The organism is Azonexus sp., from assembly GCF_030824335.1.
Classification (GTDB): Bacteria; Pseudomonadota; Gammaproteobacteria; order Burkholderiales; family Rhodocyclaceae; genus Azonexus.
The window spans coordinates 1-19,212 of record NZ_JAVBXX010000010.1 but is presented as its reverse complement, the minus strand read 5'-3'; the positions used below and the strand labels follow the sequence as shown (position 1 = coordinate 19,212).

At 62.0% G+C, this 19,212-nt stretch carries 21 protein-coding genes; 13 read left to right on the top strand and 8 right to left on the bottom strand.

The features are described from left to right. Positions 1–156: 156 nt before the first annotated feature. From RCI20_RS06500 to RCI20_RS06490, 3 genes are all read left to right on the top strand, one after another. Positions 157–2,025: a methanol/ethanol family PQQ-dependent dehydrogenase gene (locus RCI20_RS06500; RefSeq protein ID WP_306603762.1), complete on the top strand. Its 1,869-nt coding sequence runs from the start codon at positions 157–159 to the stop codon at positions 2,023–2,025. Between the two features lie 64 nt (positions 2,026–2,089). Continuing rightward, a complete protein-coding gene (locus RCI20_RS06495; RefSeq protein WP_306603761.1) occupies positions 2,090–2,659 on the top strand; it encodes a pentapeptide repeat-containing protein in 570 nt (189 codons plus the stop codon). Positions 2,660–2,664: 5 nt separating this feature from the next. Continuing rightward, positions 2,665–3,135 (top strand): c-type cytochrome, encoded by a 471-nt coding sequence (locus RCI20_RS06490; RefSeq protein WP_306603760.1) that lies wholly within the window; start codon positions 2,665–2,667, stop codon positions 3,133–3,135. 104 nt (positions 3,136–3,239) lie between these two features. Here RCI20_RS06490 and RCI20_RS06485 read toward each other — a convergent pair whose 3' ends face one another. Next, entirely contained in the window at positions 3,240–5,021 is a 1,782-nt protein-coding gene (locus RCI20_RS06485; protein ID WP_306603759.1) for a PQQ-dependent methanol/ethanol family dehydrogenase, read from the bottom strand. A gap of 416 nt (positions 5,022–5,437) precedes the next feature. Between RCI20_RS06485 and RCI20_RS06480 the strand changes: the two genes are divergently transcribed. The 8 genes from RCI20_RS06480 (at position 5,438) to RCI20_RS06445 (ending at position 14,344) form a co-directional block, all read left to right on the top strand. After that, entirely contained in the window at positions 5,438–6,208 is a 771-nt protein-coding gene (locus RCI20_RS06480; protein ID WP_306603758.1) for a quinoprotein dehydrogenase-associated SoxYZ-like carrier, read from the top strand. Then, a complete protein-coding gene (locus RCI20_RS06475) occupies positions 6,205–7,170 on the top strand; it encodes a quinoprotein relay system zinc metallohydrolase 1 (RefSeq protein WP_306603757.1) in 966 nt (321 codons plus the stop codon). Before RCI20_RS06480 ends, RCI20_RS06475 begins: the two co-directional genes overlap by 4 nt. A 1-nt stretch (position 7,171) precedes the next feature. Beyond that, positions 7,172–7,927, top strand: coding sequence for an energy transducer TonB (locus RCI20_RS06470; protein ID WP_306603756.1), 756 nt, complete (start codon positions 7,172–7,174; stop codon positions 7,925–7,927). Further along, complete coding sequence (locus tag RCI20_RS06465; protein ID WP_306603755.1) at positions 7,924–10,251, top strand: TonB-dependent receptor; 2,328 nt, start codon at positions 7,924–7,926, stop codon at positions 10,249–10,251. Before RCI20_RS06470 ends, RCI20_RS06465 begins: the two co-directional genes overlap by 4 nt. An 11-nt stretch (positions 10,252–10,262) precedes the next feature. Continuing rightward, entirely contained in the window at positions 10,263–11,615 is a 1,353-nt protein-coding gene (locus RCI20_RS06460) for a HAMP domain-containing protein (RefSeq protein WP_306603754.1), read from the top strand. Continuing rightward, a complete protein-coding gene (locus RCI20_RS06455; RefSeq protein WP_306603753.1) occupies positions 11,612–12,259 on the top strand; it encodes a response regulator in 648 nt (215 codons plus the stop codon). The genes RCI20_RS06460 and RCI20_RS06455 overlap by 4 nt, the downstream gene beginning before the upstream one ends. 64 nt (positions 12,260–12,323) lie before the next feature. Next, the gene (locus RCI20_RS06450; RefSeq protein WP_306603752.1) at positions 12,324–13,715 is read left to right on the top strand and encodes a histidine kinase; all 1,392 of its coding nucleotides are present in this window, start codon (positions 12,324–12,326) and stop codon (positions 13,713–13,715) included. Then, positions 13,712–14,344, top strand: a complete 633-nt coding sequence (locus RCI20_RS06445; protein WP_306603751.1) for a response regulator transcription factor — start codon at positions 13,712–13,714, stop codon at positions 14,342–14,344. The genes RCI20_RS06450 and RCI20_RS06445 overlap by 4 nt, the downstream gene beginning before the upstream one ends. A 13-nt stretch (positions 14,345–14,357) precedes the next feature. Here RCI20_RS06445 and RCI20_RS06440 read toward each other — a convergent pair whose 3' ends face one another. Together RCI20_RS06440 and RCI20_RS06435 are read right to left on the bottom strand one after the other, a co-directional pair. Continuing rightward, a complete protein-coding gene (locus RCI20_RS06440; RefSeq protein ID WP_306603750.1) occupies positions 14,358–14,753 on the bottom strand; it encodes a hypothetical protein in 396 nt (131 codons plus the stop codon). Beyond that, positions 14,750–15,295 (bottom strand): sel1 repeat family protein, encoded by a 546-nt coding sequence (locus tag RCI20_RS06435; RefSeq protein WP_306603749.1) that lies wholly within the window; start codon positions 15,293–15,295, stop codon positions 14,750–14,752. The genes RCI20_RS06440 and RCI20_RS06435 overlap by 4 nt, the downstream gene beginning before the upstream one ends. Positions 15,296–15,573: 278 nt before the next feature. On the opposite strand from RCI20_RS06435, the gene RCI20_RS06430 reads away from it, so the two are divergent. After that, on the top strand, positions 15,574–15,825 hold the full coding sequence (locus tag RCI20_RS06430; protein WP_306603748.1) for a type II toxin-antitoxin system Phd/YefM family antitoxin: 252 nt from the start codon (positions 15,574–15,576) through the stop codon (positions 15,823–15,825). Further along, positions 15,822–16,076, top strand: coding sequence for a Txe/YoeB family addiction module toxin (locus RCI20_RS06425; RefSeq protein ID WP_306603747.1), 255 nt, complete (start codon positions 15,822–15,824; stop codon positions 16,074–16,076). The genes RCI20_RS06430 and RCI20_RS06425 overlap by 4 nt, the downstream gene beginning before the upstream one ends. A 57-nt stretch (positions 16,077–16,133) precedes the next feature. Here RCI20_RS06425 and RCI20_RS06420 read toward each other — a convergent pair whose 3' ends face one another. The 5 genes from RCI20_RS06420 to RCI20_RS06400 form a co-directional block, all read right to left on the bottom strand. Beyond that, positions 16,134–16,385, bottom strand: a complete 252-nt coding sequence (locus tag RCI20_RS06420; RefSeq protein WP_306603746.1) for a hypothetical protein — start codon at positions 16,383–16,385, stop codon at positions 16,134–16,136. 92 nt (positions 16,386–16,477) lie between these two features. Further along, complete coding sequence (locus RCI20_RS06415) at positions 16,478–16,963, bottom strand: GNAT family N-acetyltransferase (RefSeq protein ID WP_306603745.1); 486 nt, start codon at positions 16,961–16,963, stop codon at positions 16,478–16,480. A gap of 71 nt (positions 16,964–17,034) precedes the next feature. Continuing rightward, on the bottom strand, positions 17,035–17,736 hold the full coding sequence (locus RCI20_RS06410; RefSeq protein ID WP_306603744.1) for an SLATT domain-containing protein: 702 nt from the start codon (positions 17,734–17,736) through the stop codon (positions 17,035–17,037). A 104-nt stretch (positions 17,737–17,840) separates the two neighbouring features. Further along, positions 17,841–18,323 carry a hypothetical protein gene (locus RCI20_RS06405; protein ID WP_306603743.1) on the bottom strand — a complete coding sequence of 161 codons (483 nt, stop codon included), beginning with the start codon at positions 18,321–18,323 and terminating at the stop codon, positions 17,841–17,843. 89 nt (positions 18,324–18,412) lie between these two features. Next, a complete protein-coding gene (locus RCI20_RS06400; protein ID WP_306603742.1) occupies positions 18,413–19,078 on the bottom strand; it encodes a hypothetical protein in 666 nt (221 codons plus the stop codon). Between the last annotated feature and the right edge of the window lie 134 nt (positions 19,079–19,212).

Below are 19,212 nucleotides of genomic sequence, written 5' to 3'. Positions count from 1 at the left end.
TCCCGAAAAGCTCGGGAAAAACTCCCGGATTGCCGGTGTCGTTGTCCCGAGACATGGCTTTGCGCTACGGCCGATACTCGGCTCGCCTGCTCATCAACTCAGGCCGGCCCGAAGCTTCGGGAACGCAAGGACACCCTTCTGGAGACGAAAGAAAACATGAAATCAATCCGGTTCAATCACCGCCAGACCCTTCTCGCCGCATTGCTTGCGGCCACCTTCTGTACGCCGGCAATGGCGGCCAAGACGGTGAGTTGGGAGGATATTCTCAACGACGACAAGACGACGCAGGATGTGCTGTCTTACGGTCTTGGCCTGAAGGCGCAGCGGTTCAGCCCGTTGACCAAGATCAATACCAAGAACGTCGATCACCTCGTGCCGGCCTGGAGCTTCTCCTTCGGCGGCGAAAAGCAGCGCGGTCAGGAAGCGCAGGCGCTGGTGCACGACGGCGTGATCTACGTCACCGCGTCGTATTCGCGCATTTTTGCGATTGATGCGCGCACCGGCAAACGCCTCTGGGAATATGAAGCCCGCTTGCCCGACGACATCCGTCCGTGCTGCGACGTGGTCAACCGCGGCGCCGCGATCTACGGCAACAAGATTTACTTCGGTACGCTCGACGCGGCCATCGTCGCGCTCGACAAGGACACCGGCAAGGTCGCCTGGCGCAAGAAGTTCGGCGATCACAAGGTCGGCTACACGATGACCGGCGCACCTTTCGTCGTGAAGGACGAGAAGAGCGGGAAGGTCTTGCTGGTGCATGGTTCCTCGGGTGACGAATTCGGCGTCGTCGGCTATTTGTTCGCCCGCGATCCCGAGACGGGGGAAGAAGTCTGGGCGCGGCCGATGGTCGAAGGTCACATGGGCCGCTTGAATGGCAAGGACAGCACGCCGACCGGCGACGCCAAGGCGCCTAGCTGGCCGGAAGGTCCGGATGGCAAGAAGGTCGATGCCTGGAATCACGGCGGCGGTGCGCCGTGGCAGACGGCCAGCTACGACGTGGACAAGAACATGGTGGTCATCGGTACCGGCAACCCGGCACCGTGGAATACCTGGCACCGGACCAAGGAAGGCGACGATCCGCGCAACTGGGACAGCCTGTTCACCTCCGGCCAGGCTTACGTCGATGCCAACACTGGCGAGCTGAAAGGCTTCTTCCAGCACACGCCGAACGATGCCTGGGACTTCTCCGGCAACAACTCGGTGGTGCTCTTCGAATACAAGGATCCGAAAACCGGCAAGCAGGTCAAGGCTTCCGCCCACGCTGACCGCAACGGCTTCTTCTTCGTCACCGACCGCGAGAAGCTGTCGTCCGGTGCCGGCTACCCGAACAAGCCAACCTCGCTGATCGGCGCCTGGCCGTTTGTCGATGGCATCACCTGGGCCTCCGGTTTCGACCTGAAGACCGGCAAGCCGATCGAGAAAGACAACCGTCCGCCGAAGGTCAAGGAAGGCGCCGAGAAGGGGGATTCAGTCTACGTTTCGCCGCCTTTCCTGGGCGGCACCAACTGGATGCCGATGAGCTTCAGCCAGCAGACCGAACTGTTCTACATCCCGGCCAATCACTGGGCGATGGATTACTGGACTGAAAAACTGACCTACAAGGCCGGTTCCGCCTATCTCGGCCAGGGTTTCCGCATCAAGCGCCTGTTCGACGACCATGTCGGCATCCTGCGTGCGATCGATCCGAAGACCGGCAAGGTCGCCTGGGAGCACAAGGAGAAATTCCCGCTCTGGGCTGGCACCATGACCACCGCCGGCGGCCTGTTGTTCACCGGCACGTCGGACGGCTACGTCAAGGCTTTCGACGCCAAGAACGGCAAGGAACTGTGGAAGTTCCAGACCGGCTCCGGCGTGGTTTCCGTGCCGATCACCTGGGAAATGGACGGCGAGCAGTATGTCGGCATCCAGTCCGGCTACGGCGGTGCTGTGCCTTTGTGGGGCGGCGACATGGCCGACCTGACCAAGCAGGTGACGCAGGGCGGCTCGATGTGGGTATTCAAGCTGCCGAAGTCGCTGAAGAACTAAGTCGGCAATAACCGTCATCCCCGTATTTGCGGGGGTGACGGTGTTTCTGTTGATCGGAATCACGATGCGTTTCTCTCCCTTGCTTTTTGCCCTGCTGAGCCTGTCGACCGCAACATTCGCTGCCGAGCCGATTGAGCCGCTGGTGATCAACGGTTGCGGCATCTGGCCGCATGCCCGTTGCCCAGGGGCCGACCTGCGCCACGCCAATCTGGCGGGCAAGAATCTCGCCGGTGCCGACTTGAGCGGTGCGCAACTGGCCCGTGCCGATCTGCGCGGGGCCAACCTGGCGGGCGCCAACCTCGACGGGGCCGATCTGACCGGGGCGCGCCTGGGCAAGGTCAGCGCGCCGACGGCGACTTTTCGCGGCGCCAAACTGATTGGTGCCGATCTGGAATTCGCCCGCTTGTTTCGCGCCGATTTCACGGGTGCCGATCTGACCGCAGCCAATCTGGAAGCCGCCAAGGTGAATTTCGCCTGGATGGCCGGCGCCAAACTGACTAACGCCAACCTGCAGGAAAGCAAGTTTTTTACGGTCAACTTCCGTAAAGCCGATCTTTCCGGCACCTATCGCCGCTTCGCGGTATTCCATGAAGCCGATTTCGAGGGCTGTACGGCTTGCCCGACCGACTGGTGATTTGCATGCGCAAAATGATCTCCCCGCTGTTCGCTGTCCTGTTCGCCTTCCTGCTCTCCAGTTCGGCCATCGCCAACGAAGTTGCCGTGGCGCCGAGCGTCGAACCTGCCGGCTTGCCGGTGCTCGGTACGTCATGGCTGGAGGGCAATCCCTACCGGGGCAATGCGCTCGCCATCGACATCGGCCAGCAGGCCTACAACCAGGCCTGCGCCCGCTGCCACGGGGCCGATGCCAGTACCAATGCCGCACCGGCACCCGACCTGCGCAATCTCAACCGCTATTGCCGGCGCATCGGCGATGCCGAATTGCAAGCTGCCTGCCTGCGCGACAACGACGCCTATTTCGCCAAGACCGTGCGTCAGGGGAAGGTCATTGTCGGCATAACGCACATGCCGCCGTGGGACGGTGTGCTCAAGCAGGAACTGGCCTGGGCCATCCAGACCTTCATCGAATCCCGCGTACGCCGGGAGCCGTAGTGAATTTTTGCGGTCAACCCGGAAAGCAGGCAAAAAAACGGCGCGCTGGCCGAAGCCAGTGCGCCGTCTGGAGCGGGCGATGCAGCGCCCTTGGTGGAAATCGTTTAACGCTTGTGCAGCTTGAAGACCCAGACGGAACCGCCCTGTTCGAGGAAGTTCACGCGCTTGGCCACGTCGCCGCCCCACAGCGGCACAGCGCCGCCCCAGCCGGTCGTCACGGCGATCATCTGCTCGCCATCCTGTTCCCAGCTGACCGGCGGTGCAACGATGCCGGTGCCGGTCTGGAAGGACCACAGCTCCTTGCCGGTCTTGGCGTCAACACCCTTCAGGAAGCCTTCCGGGGTACCGTAGAAAATCAGGCCGCCAGCCGTGGTCAGCACGCCACCCCAGAGCGGGGCGTAGTTCTTGTTTTCCCAGACGATCTTGCCGGTGGCCGGATCGACTGCGCGCAGCACGCCGATATGGTCATCGTGGATGGCCTTGATGGTGAAGCCGGCGCCCAGGTAGGCGGCGCCCTTCTTGTACGAAACCGGCTCGTTCCAGATATCCATCGACCACTCGTTGGCCGGCACGTAGAACAGGCCGGTCTGCGGGCTGTAGGCCATCTGCTGCTGGTTCTTGCCGCCGAGGAAGGACGGCGCCGAGAAGACAACCTTGCCCTTCTTGCCGTCAACACCTTGCGTCGGGTCGCCGGGGCGGCCTTCTTCAATGTAGTTCGGACGGCCGGTTTCCAGGTTGAAGCCGGTGGCCCAGGTGATCTTCTTGACGAAGGGGAAAGCGTTCAACAGCTTGCCGTTGGTCCGGTCGTTGACGAAGAAGAAGCCGTTACGGTCAGCCTTGCCGCCCGCCTTGATCACCTTGCCGGTCTTCGGGTCCTTGTAGTCGAAGGAAACGAATTCGTTCACACCGTCAAAGTCCCAGCCGTCGTGCGGGGTGTTCTGATAGTGCCAGCTGATCTTGCCGGTATCGGCGTCGATGGCGACGGTGGACGACGAGAACAGGTTGTCGCCCGGACGCAGGTGGCTGTTCCACGGGGCCGGGTTGCCGGTGCCGGCGAAGATCAGGTTGGTTTCCGGATCGTAGGTGGCGCCGTTCCAGGTCGCTGCACCGCCGGTCTTCCACAGGTCGCCTTCCCAGGTGGCGTTGAGCGTGCCGGAAATGCCGTTTTCGATTTCCTGGCCGTTTTCGTAACGGTAGCCCATGTGACCTTCGACGGTCGGACGGGTCCAGATCAGCTTGCCGGTCATCGGGTCGCGTGCATCGATCCGGCCAACAGCGCCGAATTCGCCGCCGGAAACGCCGGTGATCAGCTTGCCCTTGGCGATGATCGGGGCAGCAGTGGCAGAGTAGCCGGCGGCGTAATCACCCAGCTTTTCCTTCCAGACCACTTTGCCGGTGTCCTGGTTGAGGGCGACCAGTTGAGCGTCGAGCGTGGCGAAAAAGACCAGGTTGCCGTACAGGGCGGCGCCGCGGTTGATCACATCGCAGCAGGGCATGATGCCGTCCGGCAGGCGGTGTTCGTACTTCCACAGTTTCTTGCCCGATTTGGCGTCGACCGCAAAAAGGCGGCTATACGAGGCGGTGACGAACATCTTGCCGTTGTGGATGACCGGTTGCGATTCCTGGCCGCGTTGTTTTTCGCCGCCGAAGGACATCGACCAGGCCGGCACCAGATCCTTGACGGATTTGGTATTGATCTGGGTCGATGGGCTGAAACGCTGGCCCTGGGTGCCGAGGCCGAAGCTGACGACATCGCCGGTGGTCTTGGCATCGTTGAGGATGTCGGCATCGGTGACGGTGGCGGTGGCTGGGCTGCCGGCGAAGGCCAGGGCGACAGCCAGCGCGAGACCGAGTCGGTGACGCTGGGGGAGGGAATGACGGTGCATTGATAGTCTCCTTGTGTGAGTATGAATTCCGCACGCATGCACAGAACCTTGCCGTGGTCCGGTGCGGAAAGCCAAACGGTGGCTGCGCCAATTGCCGTGGAGCAGCCGCCGGTGAGTAGCGCCGTCTGCAAGGCCTGTGCCACACCTTGCGGGATGGCCGCAAGGCCGCCATCCATGCGGCCGGGCGGGGAATTCCCGGGGGCCGGGCAATGTGTGCCATGTCGCAGGTCGGTCTGCTGCAAATGGATACAGGTGTTCCACAGTTGCACAGTTCGTTTGTTGCGGTCGACCGGCGGTTTCGACGTAAAACCCCGATTCCTTGATGGCTCGGGCCTTGGCGGGGGTTGCACGGGTTTGGCACGGCGCTTGCACTCTCTTCAGACAAACAGCCCACAGGGCGATTGGAGAGAGACACCATGAAATTCCCGATGACCATCGCGGCGCTTGCCTTGGCTGCCTTGATGCCGGCGGCCGATGCGGCTGCCCTCAGCGAAACCGGCGATCCGCTGGCTTCGGCCCGCTGGGGCGAGATGGAAAAAAGCTTCCTGGCCGGCGCTCCTGTGTTGTTCGACCCGCGGGTCAAGGTGATTGCCCCGTCGATGGCAGAAGATCCGTTGCAGGTGCCGGTAACGGTCGATGCGACGCAATTGGGCAAGGTGGTCGAGGTGCTTGTCTTCGCCGACTTCAACCCGATTGTGCAGGTGTTGCGTTTCTATCCCGAGCACGCCTCGGCCTACCTCGGTTTTCGCGTCAAGCTGCAGCAATCGACCCCGGTGCGGGCGGCCGTCCGCACGGCGGACGGAATCTGGCATGTGGGCGGCACCTGGGTGAATACCGTCGGCGGCGGATGTACCGCGCCAGCCGGTAGTGCGGCAGCCAAGGACTGGCAGCAGCGCCTGAATGCGGTCAGCGGCCGGCAATGGTCTACCGGGCCGAATGCCGGTCGGCTGCGCCTGCGCATCGAACATCCGATGGACACCGGGCTGGTGGCCGGCACGCCGGCCTTTCATCTCGAGGAGATCGATTTTCACGATGCCGCCGGTCAGCGTCTGATGCGTTTGCAAACCTTCGAGCCGGTCAGCGAGAACCCGGTCTTCACCTTGCAGGCCGGGGAGAATGCCGGTGCGGTCGAAGCCAGCGGCCGGGATAACAACGGCAACGCCTTCCGGGCAAGGATTGCGCCATGAAATATTGCGCCATGAAACGCCGGCTCGCTTTCCTGCTGGCCGGCCTGAGCGGCCTGTTGCCCGGTTTGCTCCCGGCGGCCGAGTTCGATTACGCCCTGCAGGCCCGCAAGGTGGCCGATGGCGTGTATGCCTTCATTGGGCGGACCGAAGATTTCACGATGGAAAACGGCGGCAATATCGTCAACACCGGTTTCATCGTCGCGCCGGCCGGCCTGATCGTGATCGACAGCGGTCCCTCCTTGCGTTACGGCCGGCAGATGCGCCAAAGCATGACGGCGCAAACCGGTAAATCGCCGGTGATGCTGATCAACACCCATCATCATCCGGACCATTTTTTGGGAAATCAGGCCTTTGCCGATCTGCCGATCGGTGCCTTGCCGGCAACCGTCAAGGGCATCGCCGAGGAGGGTAATGCCTTTGCCGAGAACCTGTTTCGCCTGAGCGGCGACTGGATGAAAGACACCGAAGTGCAGGTGCCGAACAAAACACTGGCCGTCGGGACGAGCGATATTGCCGGCCGCCGCTTGCGCCTGATCGCGCTGGATGGCCACACCGGGGCCGATCTGGCGGTTTATGACGAAACCAGCGGTGTCCTGTTTGCCGGCGATCTGGCCTTCAACCGCCGGGCGCCGACGACGCCGCACGCCGATGTAACGCGCTGGCTGGCCGCGCTCGATACGCTGGAAGCCATCACCCGCGAACCCGGCTTCACCGCATTGGTGCCGGGACACGGAGAGGTCAGTCGCGATGCGCAGCCCATCCGCCAGACCCGCGCCTGGCTGACCTGGTTGCAAGGTGCGCTGCGCCGTGCCGCACAGGCCGGACAGGACATGAACGAAGTGCTGGAACTGCCGGTCGCGCCCGATTTTGCCCAATGGCCGCAGGCCCGGAGCGAATATCGCCGTTCCGTCGGCCATCTGTTCCCGGCCGCCGAGCAGGGCGTGCTGGAAGGCCGCTACTGAGATGGCTTCGACCGTGCACCGGGTTTATTGCCTGCCGCCTGCGGTCGACCGGCGTTTTTCGCTGATTTTGGCGGCGTCCTTGCTGTTGCACGGGGCGCTGCTATTCACGGCATCGACGCAGCAAACCTCGCATGAGCGAGTTTCGCCACCCATCCAGGCGAGCTTGCGTTTGATTCCTCCCGTCGAACCCGAAGCATCTGTCGCTGCCATGCCGGCAGCGGTGCTTCCAACGAAGGTCCGGCAGCCAGAGCCGCCCCGGAAGATGTCCCCCACTTCCCGCGTGCCAGAGGCTGCCGGGCCGGCCCATGTGGTGCAGCAAGGGCCGGCCACTCCGACCAGTCAGCCGGCAATCGCCGCAGCGGCGCCGCCATCGCCGGCGACCCTTCAACCGGTTCCGGCCGTGTCTGCCCCGGTGCCGCCATCCGCAACCGCTGCGTCATCGGCTGCTTCTTCGTCCGATTTGCTGCTGGCTTATCGGCGTCAACTAAGCGAATTGCTCGCCCGGCAGCAGGAATATCCGCGCGTTGCCGCATTGCGCGGCTGGGAAGGCGAGGTTCGACTGCGTCTGCAGGTGGCGCGCAAGGGCCAGTTGCTCGCGGTTCATCTCGAACATTCCAGCGGCTTCGATGTGCTGGACAAGCATGCGCTGGCGATGCTGGCCGGTTTTGGCACGCTGCCGCCTTTTCCCGAGGCGCTCAATGACAGCGAACTCCAGGTGGTCATCCCGATCAATTACAAACTGAGAAAAACGACATGAAGAGACAAAGACAATTTGCCCGCCCCTCGCGTAGCCTGCTGGCTCTGACCCTGAGCGGTTTGTTCGGTTCGGCGCTGGCCGCTGACCCGGCGATCCGGCTCGAAACCCTGGAGATCGTCGGCAACTCGCCGCTGGCAGGTATCGGTATTCCCAAGCTGCAGATTCCGGCCAACGTTCAGTCGATTAGCGGTCAGCAGATCGACGAACAGGAAAGCATGAATCTGCCGGAGTTCATGGCTCGCCAGTTGCCCAGCGTCAATGTCAATGAAGTGCAGGGCAATCCGTTCCAGCAGGATGTGAATTATCGCGGTTTCACCGCGTCGCCCTTGCTGGGCACGCCGCAGGGCTTGTCGGTTTACCTCGACGGGGTGCGGGTGAACGAACCCTTCGGCGATACGGTCAACTGGGATTTGCTGCCGCATACGGCAATCGCCGGCATGGACCTGATGCCCGGTTCGAACCCGGTGTTCGGTCTGAATACGCTGGGCGGGGCATTGGCCATCCGTACCAAGAGCGGCTTCAGCCATCCCGGCGGGCAGATCGAAGTGTCCGGCGGGAGTTTCGACCGGCGCAACCTTGGGCTGGAATATGGCGGTCATAGCGGTTCGCTGGGCTGGTATGTGAGCAGCGATCTGTTTGCCGAAGATGGCTGGCGCGATCATTCCAAATCCGATGCCCGGCAGTTTTTCGGCAAGTTGTCGCACAAGAGCGCGAGCGGCGAGGCCGATCTGACGCTGAGCCGTGCGGTGACCAAGATGACGGGCAATGGCCTGCTGCCCGAATCGATGTATGCCCAACGTCGGGCGCAGATTTTCACCCACCCGGACCAGACGCGGAACGACCTGACCCAGATCGCCCTGAGCGGCCGTTTCTGGCTGAACGACAAACAGAGCCTGTCGGGCAATGTCTATCATCGGCGCAACACCACGCGCACCTTGAACGGCGATGCCAACGACGATTTCGAGGATGGCCCATTCGATGGCATCTCGGATCAGGATTCCGGCGCCAATAATCGCACCCGGACAGCGCAGCGCGGCACGGGGGCGTCACTGCAATGGAATTTGCTGGGCGAACGGCACCAGTTGACGCTGGGGACTTCGCTTGACCAGGCGCGGGTGAGTTTTGCCCAGACCCAGCAGATCGGCGTGATCGATGCGTCGCGCGGTGTCTCCAATACCGGCGCAGAAGATGTGGAAAATGCGCTGCGTGGCACGACCCGTACCGCCAGCCTGTTCGTCACCGATACCTATGCCCTGACGCCGGCCTTGCACCTGACGGCATCGGCACGCTACAACTTCAGCCATGTCACGACTTTCGACAAGCTGAACCGCACGGCGCCGAATCTCGATGGCGATCACCATTACCGCAAACTGAATCCGTCGCTCGGCCTGACCTGGCAGATTGCGCCGGTATTGAATGCCTATCTGGGCGCCAGCCAGGGCAACCGGGTGCCGACACCGATCGAGCTGGGCTGCGCCGATCCGGCCAATCCTTGCACCCTGCCCAATTCGATGGCCGCCGACCCGTATCTGAAACAGGTCGTCGCACGCACGCTGGAAGCCGGCCTGCGTGGCAAGTTGCCGGGCGATATCGGCTGGAACGCCGGGGTGTATCGGACGATTTCCAGCGATGACATCCTCTTTGTCGGCACATCCACCAGCGCCGGCTATTTCACCAATTTCGGCAAGACCCAGCGGCAGGGGCTGGAACTTGGCCTGAACGGGCGCCAGGGCCGCTTCGACTGGTTTGCCAACTACAGTTACCTGCACGCCAGCTTCCGCTCCGACGCCTGCATGCTGGCCGAGAACAACAGCTCGCGCGGCACCGACGCAGCGTGTACGGCCAATGGACAGGACGATGAAATCCATGTCGGCAAGGGCGACTATTTGCCCGGCCTGCCCAAGCACAGCGTCAAGTTCGGCCTGAGTTGGCGGGCCACCGACTGGCTGCGTATCGGCGGCGATGTGCAGGCATTTTCCAGCCAGTACGCTCGAGGCAATGAAAACAATGCGCACCGTGCCGGGACGACGACCGATGCCTTCGGCAAAAGCCGGACCTTCAACGGTTCGGGCAAGCTTGCCGGTTACGGCATTCTCAATCTGAATGCCGAGGCCAGGCTTGATCGGGACTGGCAGGTTTTTGCCCGGGTGAACAATGTGTTCGACAAGCGTTATGCCACTGCCGCTGCGCTGGCCGAGAACCCGTTCAACAGCGCCGGCAGCTTCCAGAGCGATTCCGGCGACTGGCAACGCGAAACCTTCGTCGCGCCGGGCGCCCCGCGTGCGGCCTGGGTCGGCGTGCGCTACCGCTTCGGCGCTCGCTGAGACTGAGTCCGATGTCGATGCGCCCCTTCCGTCTGCACACCCGCATCAGCCTGGTGTTCACCGGGCTGGCGGCCAGCCTGTTGCTGGTACTGGCCGCGCTCTGGCTGCATGGGGCGCGGCAGGGCATTCACGAAGAGGTCGAAGCGGCCAGTCGTGTTTCCGAGCAATGGCTGGCCGCGTTTGTCGCGCAGCAACCGGCAGTCGGGGCGGAGGCGCTGCTTGCCGTCGTTCGTCCGCTTGGCCGCATCCGGGCCAATGAACTGCAACTGCTCGCTGCCGATGGCAGCCTGCTCTATCGCTCGCCACCGCCGACCTACAAGGCCGGCCGTCAGGTACCCGAATGGTTCGTTGATTTGCTGCATCCGGTCTTCGAGCAACGCAGCCTGACGGTTGGCGACTTGCGTCTGGTCCTCGTGCCGGATGCTTCGCGTGCGGTGATCGACGCCTGGGACGATCTGCTGGCGATGGCCGGCTGGGCGCTGGCCCTGCTCGGTTTGCTTTATGTCGCCGCCGGCAAGGCGCTGGCCTGTGCGCTGCGTCCGCTGGAACAGGTGATGCAGGCGCTCGACCGCACCGGTCGCGGTCGTTTCGACACCCGTTTGCCGGTATTTTCGACGCCTGAACTCGGGCGTTTGTCGCGTGCCTTCAATGGCATGGCCGACCGGCTGAATGCTGCGGTCAACGACAATGTAAGGCTGGAAACCGAGCGCGAAGTTGCCGAGCGCATGCAGGCCGGGCTGGAGCAGGAGCGCCGGGTGATCGCCCGCGAATTGCACGACGAACTGGCGCAGGGCATCACCGCCGTGCGTGCGCTGGCCGGCGCCATCGCCCAGCGCACGACCGAACAGCCGGCGCTGTACAGCCCGGCACAAAGCATTGTGGCGGTTACCGGCGAAATGCAGCAGGGCGTCAAGGCCATCCTGCATCGTCTGCGCCCGCCGGCGGGCGACAGCCTGGGTCACGCGCTGGAACGATTGCTGGACAACTGGCGCGCTCAGCATGAAGACATCGCCCTGCATGCCGAACTGGAACTCGGCACCCGACCACTGGCCGATGAAACCGCCCAGACGGTCATCCGCATCGTCCAGGAAGGTTTGACCAATGTGGCGCGTCACGCCGCCGCCAGCCGCGTCGATCTGCTGATCGTCCGGGGCGCCGGTTATCTGCAACTCAGCCTGCGCGACGATGGTCGCGGTCATCCTGGCGGCGTATCACCCCAGGCCGGCTGCGGCCTTGGCCTGGCCGGCATGGCCGAGCGCGTTGCGCTGCTCGGCGGTCGTCTCGAATTCACCCGGCCGGCAGGCGGCGGCTTCGGCCTGCACGCCTGTCTGCCCGATCAAGTTTTGTTGGAGGAAGTGCCATGAACCAGACCCTGCACGGTGTACGTGTCCTGCTGGCCGACGATCACGCGGTCGTCCGCCTTGGTTTTCGCCTGCTGCTCGAAGGGGCAGGGGCCTGTGTGATCGGTGAGGCCGAGAGTGGCGAGAACGCCATTCGCCTGTACGCCGAAACGATCCCCGACCTGTTGATCATGGATGTCTCGATGCCAGGCATCGGCGGCCTTGCCGCGCTGGAGCGCTTGCTCGTCTGGGAGGCGAAAGCCCGCGTGCTGATGCTGTCGGCGCACCACGACGACATCGTGCCGGTGCGCGCCCTGCGTCTCGGTGCCGCCGGCTACCTGTGCAAACGCGCCGCGCCGGAGGAATTCCTGCGCGCCGTCGGCCAAGTGGCGAACGGTCGTCGCTATCTCGACCCGGAACTGGCGCAAACGGTTGCGCTGGCCCAGTTGTCCGGCTCGGCCAACCCGGTCGACACGCTGACCGAAAAGGAACTGGCCGTTTTCCTGAAACTGGCCGAAGGCCGCTCGGTCAACGACGTGGCCGCCGATTTCTGTCTCAGCCCGTCCACAATCGGCACCCACCTTTATCACATCAAGCAGAAACTCAATGTGCAGAACGCGGCCGAACTGACGCTGGTTGCAGTGCGGAATGGGTTGATCGAGGCTTGAACGGCGGCGATTTTGTCTGCCGTAGGATGGCGCGCTTTCCCACGCCGCCATCCCCGTTTTTTCGATGAATTCGCCGCATCCCACCGCCAGCGCTGCCGCTTTCGACCTGCAGCGCGCCCTGCTGTTGCGTATCGTCGTGTTCGGCCTGGCGGTTTCCCTGCTAATGCTGGGGGTGCATGGCTGGCGCGGCTACCGGCAGGCGCTGGCCGACCTGCCGCCCAGCGGGGCAATCGTCCAGCAGCTGCTCAATCAGGACCAGCCCCGGCTGGCTGACACCTTCAACCGTGAGGAGATTGCTGTCGACCTGGCGGTACTGACGCCGCTGGCCAGACGCCTGGCCTTTTGTGTCGAGGTGGACGACGTGCGCGGCCACGCCATTGCCCGGGCTTGCCCGACGCCGCATCCGCCGCTGGCTGGCAGCGCCCGGGTCGGGGATTGGCTGGCCGCCTTGGCCGGCGAGTCGGGGATTGCCCGCCATCCCCTGCTGCGGCCGCCCGGCGTGTTCGTCGGCGAGATCCGGGTGTCGCCCAACTGGGCGGCGGAACTCTCCGGCTGGCTCGGCGCGCTCGGTATGCTGGCGCTGGCCTGGGCGGCGCTCGCCGTGCTCGCCGTCGCGCTGGTGGCGCCGGTGCGGCGGGCCTTGCGGCCGGCCGACCGCATTCTCGCCGCCATCGGTCAACTGGAGGCAGGCGACACTGCCGTTCGCCTGCCGGCGTTCGAATTGCGCGAATTCCGGCGCATCGGCGAGGATTTCAACAGCTTGGCCGGCCAGCTTGGCGCCACCCGCGTGGCCGAGCGCCGCTTGGCCACCAGCCTGCTCGACGCGCGTGAGGCTGAACGTCGCCATCTGGCCCGCGAACTGCACGACGACATGGGCCAGCACCTGACCTCGCTGCGTGCCGAAACCGCCTTCCTGCGCCACGGCGCGGGCGAGGCCCCGGCGCTGCGTCCGAGCCTGGCGGCCATCGAGAGCAGTCTGGCGCAATTGCACGAGAGCGTGCAGGACATCGTCCACCGCCTGCGCCCGCCGGGGCTGGATGCCTTCGGTCTCGGCGAATGCCTGCGCCAGCTGGTACGCGAGGAACAACGGCGGCCGGATGGCGTGGCCGTTGCCACGACCCTGAACTTGCAGGGCGATGTCGAGGCGCTGCCCGGCGAATGTGCGGCGCACGCCTACCGCATCGTCCAGGAAGGGCTGACCAACGCGCTGCGCCATGCGCGCGCCAGCCGGGTGGCGGTGTCGCTGAGCTGCGTGGCCGGCCGGGTGCTGGTGGAGGTGATCGACGATGGCGAGGCCGAACCGGCTTCCGGCGAACGTCGCGGCGGTCGCGGCCTGATCGGCATCGCCGAGCGCGTTGCGGCTTTCGGCGGCAGCGTCGAGCTGGCGCCTTTGCCAGCGGGCGGCATGCGCCTGGCCGCTGTCTGGCCCTTGCCCCCGATGGAGGTGGCGGCGTGATTCGCCTGCTGCTGGTTGACGACCACGCGGTGGTGCGTCAGGGCTACCGTCGCCTGCTCGAGCAGCAGGGCAACATGGTGGTGGCCGGCGAAGCGTCTACCGGCGCCGAGGGGTTACGCCTGTGGCGTGAATTGCAGCCGGACGTGGCGATTCTCGACCTGGCGCTGCCCGACATCGGCGGTCTCGAACTGTTGGCGCGCATCCGCCAGCGCGACGCGCAGGCGCGCCTGCTGGCCTTCAGCATGCATCGCGACGTGTTGTGGGCGGTGCAGGCGGTGCGCGCCGGCGCCTTGGGTTACGTGACCAAGAGCAGTCCGCCGGAAGTGTTGCAACAGGCGGTGCGCGAGGTGGCCGGCGGGCGGCGTTTCTGCAGCCCGGACCTGGCTGCCGAACTGCGCGCTGCGTTGCGTGAGGCCGAGCCGCCGAACGCTGCCGACAGCCTCAGCCCGCGCGAGCTGGAGGTGCTGCGCCTGCTGCTCGCCGGTACGTCGGTGCCTGAGATTGCCGCCGCCCTGTGCCTGAGTCCGAAGACGGTGCACAACACGCATTACCAGATCAAGACCCGGCTGGAAGCAGCCAACGATTTCGAACTGGTGCGCATCGCCCGCCGGCTCGGTCTGGGCGACTGAGCCGGCGGCTGTTTCAGGCGGCGACCGGGAAAAAGGCCAGGGTCAGCAGGAACAGCGCGCTGTACAGGCCGATTTCGGCGGTTTCCGTCCACGGCTGGATGCGCTGGATGGCGCCGATGATGTGCAGCAGCACCATGCTGGCGAAGATCAGCGTGAGGATTTCAAAGACGGTGACCAGCGCCGTGCCATCGAGTGCTGCGCGCAGCATCAACACCTCGACGATCAGGATGAAACAGCCCAGACAGCGGCCGAAATAGACTGCCAGATCGGTGTCGACCGGCAGCCGCCAGCGCATCAGCGCCGCCCAGCGCAGCGGGGCGAAGGTGATGGGCAGCGCGAACGCGAGGGTCGTGACGATGCACAGGCCGAGCAGGAAGGTTTGGTTGGCGTGTTGCCAGATGCCGATCATGGGTTCTCCTTGGGGGGGTTGAAAGCGGTGTTCCGGTTGAATCGTTCGAGGTATTCGGCGGCCTCGGTCACGCCCTCGGCGGCGGCCCGGCGTAGCCAGCGGCGCGCTGCCGCCAGGTCGGCGGGCACGCCGCGTCCCTCAGCCAGCGCAACGCCCCAGTGATAACGGGCCAGGCGGGCGTGGGCGTCGTTCTCGATCTGGGCGCCTTGTTCCATCAGGCGGGCGGCTCGCGCCTCGTCGCGCGGGATGCCGATGCCGGTTTCGAGAATCTGCGCCAGCCAGATCATCGAATAGACATCGTTCCAGCGCGCGATGCAGTCCTCGAAGATGCGGATGGCCGAGGCATGGTCGCCGGTCTTGTCGGCGGCGTAGCCGTAGAGGCATTTGAAGCGGTGCGGGCTGTCGATGTGGGCGCGGTAGCTGAGGTCGCCTTCGTCGGGCGTTTCGGCACCACAAGCGGTGCTGCCCAGAATCAGGCCGGCGAGCACGGCCAGGGCTGCTGTCAGCCGACGTGGTTTCCCGATTGTCGGGCGATGTTGCATGAAAATCTCCACCGTTGAGGTGGAGCGAGTCTAGGCGGCGGGAGGGGAGCCAGTCCCGGGCAAATCGCCCGATCTGGGCCGAGTTTCACGGTCAACCGCCGTTTTTGCCCAAAAATGGCCGTCGACCGTGAGATTCAGCCCTTGATCGCCGCTGCCAGTCTCTGTGTGGCTTTTCGCGCAGGCCAGGGGGAATGATGGGGTGGCCGTTTAGCTCCCCGTGCGCTGGACACTTCGCGAAGTGTGTTGTACATTAAAATGTACATATACGGAGGCCTTAAATGGATGCGATGACCTACACCGCCGTTCGAGCAAACCTCGCCAGCATCATGGACAGGGTTTGTAACGACCACGAAGCTTTGATTATTACCCGCAATGGTGAGCAATCCGTGGTGATGCTTTCCCTTGAGGATTACAAAGCGCTTGAGGAGACCGCTTATCTCTTGCGTACCCCGGCTAACGCCAAACGACTTCTCTCGGCAGTTGCACAACTGAACGCCAGCAAAGGCACCGAGCGGGAACTGTCACAGTGAAGCTGATTTTTGCGGCTGAGGCATGGGAAGACTACCTCTACTGGCAAAAACAAGATAAGCGCATGGTTGAGCGGATAAACAAGCTGATTCGTGAAACCCAACGCGAACCCTTTGCCGGTGTAGGAAAACCGGAAGCATTGAAGCACGCGCTATCGGGTTTTTGGTCACGCCGTATAACAGACGAACATCGCATGGTATATCGCGTTGAAGGGGATGCACTCCAGATTGCTCAGTTGCGGTTTCATTACTGAGATGCCCTGCCTTGGACGTAACCGGGCGACAAAAAGCACAGCTTTTTGGCGGTCCGGTTAACGAACTTGTGGTGCATGGCGCGACTGGGCCAATGCAATGGCAGCCTGGATAGCAGCGCGAGCTTGCGGACTGTTCTTCCAGCAAGTGGAACCGACGATAGCCGAGGCTTGAGAGACGATATCCAACGCATTGGCTTTGCTCAGATGGGCCAGTGATTCAAATCCCATTTGTTCGAGGCGAGCCACCACCGTGGGGCCAACACCTTTCACGCCGAGCAACGCCTTACGTTCTTCCGGTGGGAATGGCATGGGGGGGGTCCATTGATGCGTAACGTACAAGGTAAGGGGCGGCCCGCTTGCGGGACGTCCCAGCGGCCGAAGGCCGCGCCTTGACCGTAATGTTAGGTTGCATTTCGCGCCAACCGCATGTGAATGAGTGCAACCCGATTTCCATTTCTGTTTTTTCGCTCCTCGACGGTATACGGCTGAAACCCAAGTTTTGGGTACAGCAGCAGGCCAGCAACGTTTTGATTGAAGCAGGATACTGTCACCTCGGTTGCCAGATGTTTCGAGAAAGCAAGGTTCGTCATTTGCTCGATGAGATACCGGCCGATGCCGCGCCCTCGGGCTAGCGGGGAAACGATGACGTTCCCAATGGAGCAACTGCCGCCAGTTTCCCAACGGTAGAAATTGGCGAAGGCGACGACTTCACCGTCAAGTTCTACGACAGTTGAGTTCGAGCGCTGCGCAATCGACTCCTGCAACAGCGATGGTGCCAACGGGAATTCAGCCTTTGGAAACATGAAGAATAATTCGTCTTCGCTTTGTGGAAAACCGCAAATGGCTTGTATGTCTTTCCCGGCGACTGGGCGATGAGTCAGCGACATGTTTCAAGCAACCTAACGTTTGAATTCACCGGCCTGCGCGGCTTTTCGCGCAGGTCCGGTGGAATGATGAGTTAGCCATGCGGCGTTCTCGGGAATTTCAATAGTTGCGTGAGGCCGGCAGTGATGCCGAACACCTCCAGAAAAAACCCCAACACAATAGCTAGCAACATCAGCGAAGGAAGAAACTGTGCGATAAACGCAGTCCAGTACAGCCCCCACGTACCCGCCCTGACAAAGCCGGTGACTTTGAACATCTCTGGCAACTGCAATACCGTCAAGCGATAGTCATTTCTAGTGTGATTTTCGACGTCGGTTGTAATCGAAGAATACCTATCTTGTAGTTCGGCTAATTTCTCCTTGCCAACCTGTCCTCCTGCAGCTTCCTTCTCTCTGCGGAGTTCTCGAATTAGCTCTTTGATGTTATCTCCGCAGTCGTTCAATTGTTCGCTACGTAAGTCGTAGCGAGCAGTGCCAATAATGACTGAGTAAACCAGAATGGAGACGGCTAGGAAAATTTGTATCGCGTTCAGCAATCGGTCTGGCAATGCCAATTGCGCATCAGCAAGTTGCATTAGTGGAATGAAGATCAAACCAAGAGACAAGATTGTCGTTGTGAAGAACGTGAATTTTCCTTGTGCTCTTAGGCGATTTGACGCGTTATAGCGATTCACTGCCGTTGTTTTCATTGTTGCATCTAGGCGCTCAGTTTCATTTGCGCGGGCTGTTTCGCGAGGAAAACGCGATAAGGCCCAATCAACTACCTTTTGCATCATGTGCTCCAATGAAGATGGCTAACGTTTAGCTTGAGGGGCGCGAAAATAGGCGGCGAAGCCGGCTGTTTTTGCGTCCCACTCGAAGCGCCTGTTAGGCGTTGTTGTTAATCCACTTCCGTTTGTGTGAAGTGCGCGCAAAGTAACAACTCCCCAGTTGACTCAGCTTTGTTAAGAGGTACGCGATAAGTATCTAAGAGCAGTTGCTCGCAGTACTTTGCTTGGCGATTTGGCATCTCAAGGAATGTCCAGTAAACGAGCATTTCTGCCGAAAAGTCCTTTCCCTTCCAGTGGGCTAGCAGTCGCTTCCCAATCTGACCCTTTCCCACATACAGCGCTCTCATGTGGAACATGCTGTGGATTTCGCAGTAGTCGTCCTTATGCCATAGCACGTATGCGCCAAATGCATCCTTGGCTATCCAGTCCTCGAGAAGTTGCTGATCGCTGATTGTTTTGTCGGTGTACCAGCCGATGTTGGAGTGGCACACATCGTGTAGACGCCAAGTGAAGCGTGTCTCTGCTGCAACAGCAGCATCAAAGTCGAGTGGTGTCTCCAAACACTCGCAGGAACAGCATGAGTAGCAGGACATGATTGCCGACGCCTAACGTTCAAAGTAACCGGACCTGCGCGACTTTTCGCGCAGGTCCGGTTGACTGCAGTGTTAGGCCTTCGAGGTTCTTAGCCATTTGTCTGCTGACTCGTGGGAAGTAGTGGGCTCAGAATGGACGCCATTAAATCGGCTTGAATCTGAAGCATCTCGTCTGCTAGCTGGTACATGCTGGTAAGCGAAACAGGTGTTGGCTTTTCAAGACGCTCATATCGCTCGATGAACAACTTGCCAACCGCCGGGGTTCCATCTTCATGGATTGTCCAAACCTGGTGCACGTATACAGCTCGTCGATTAAAGGCCTCTTTGATTCTTCCACTGATGGAAGCCGCCTTATCTTTCAAATGAGGAGCCTTGCATTCAATCAGCGCCTTCAGCGTTTCTGTCAGCTCGCTTATGCGAGCCTTACCCGTAAACGCCCGGCCCGCGATGCTGTCCAAGCCAGCGATATGCCAAATAACGGTTCGTATCATGACTTCGATGCTCGACGAAATCACAACGATTTGACCGATCGCCTCTTGATACGCCCTGGGCGGCCATGTCCAATTTCGTTTGGTGGAAGCTGACCTTAGGATATCGAGCACAAGTCCATCTTGCGGAGGCATGGCCGCGATTTCCTGCGCCTCCGTCGGCGTTATTGGAATCATGTCGTCGCTGACATAAGCGTCCTGCGAACCGTCGACCTCGAACGCAAATACTTGCCACTTCTCGGGAATGCGCTTCTTGTAGTACTTCATAAAGGCCTAACGTTCATCTATGGACTCCCCCGATTTGCAAGTAATAAGTTGTTGGTTCTTTGGTAACAGGCTGCAGGAATCTATCCGGCCTACTGTGATGCCCGTCGGCACCGGCCCTGATGACATTCGCTCCG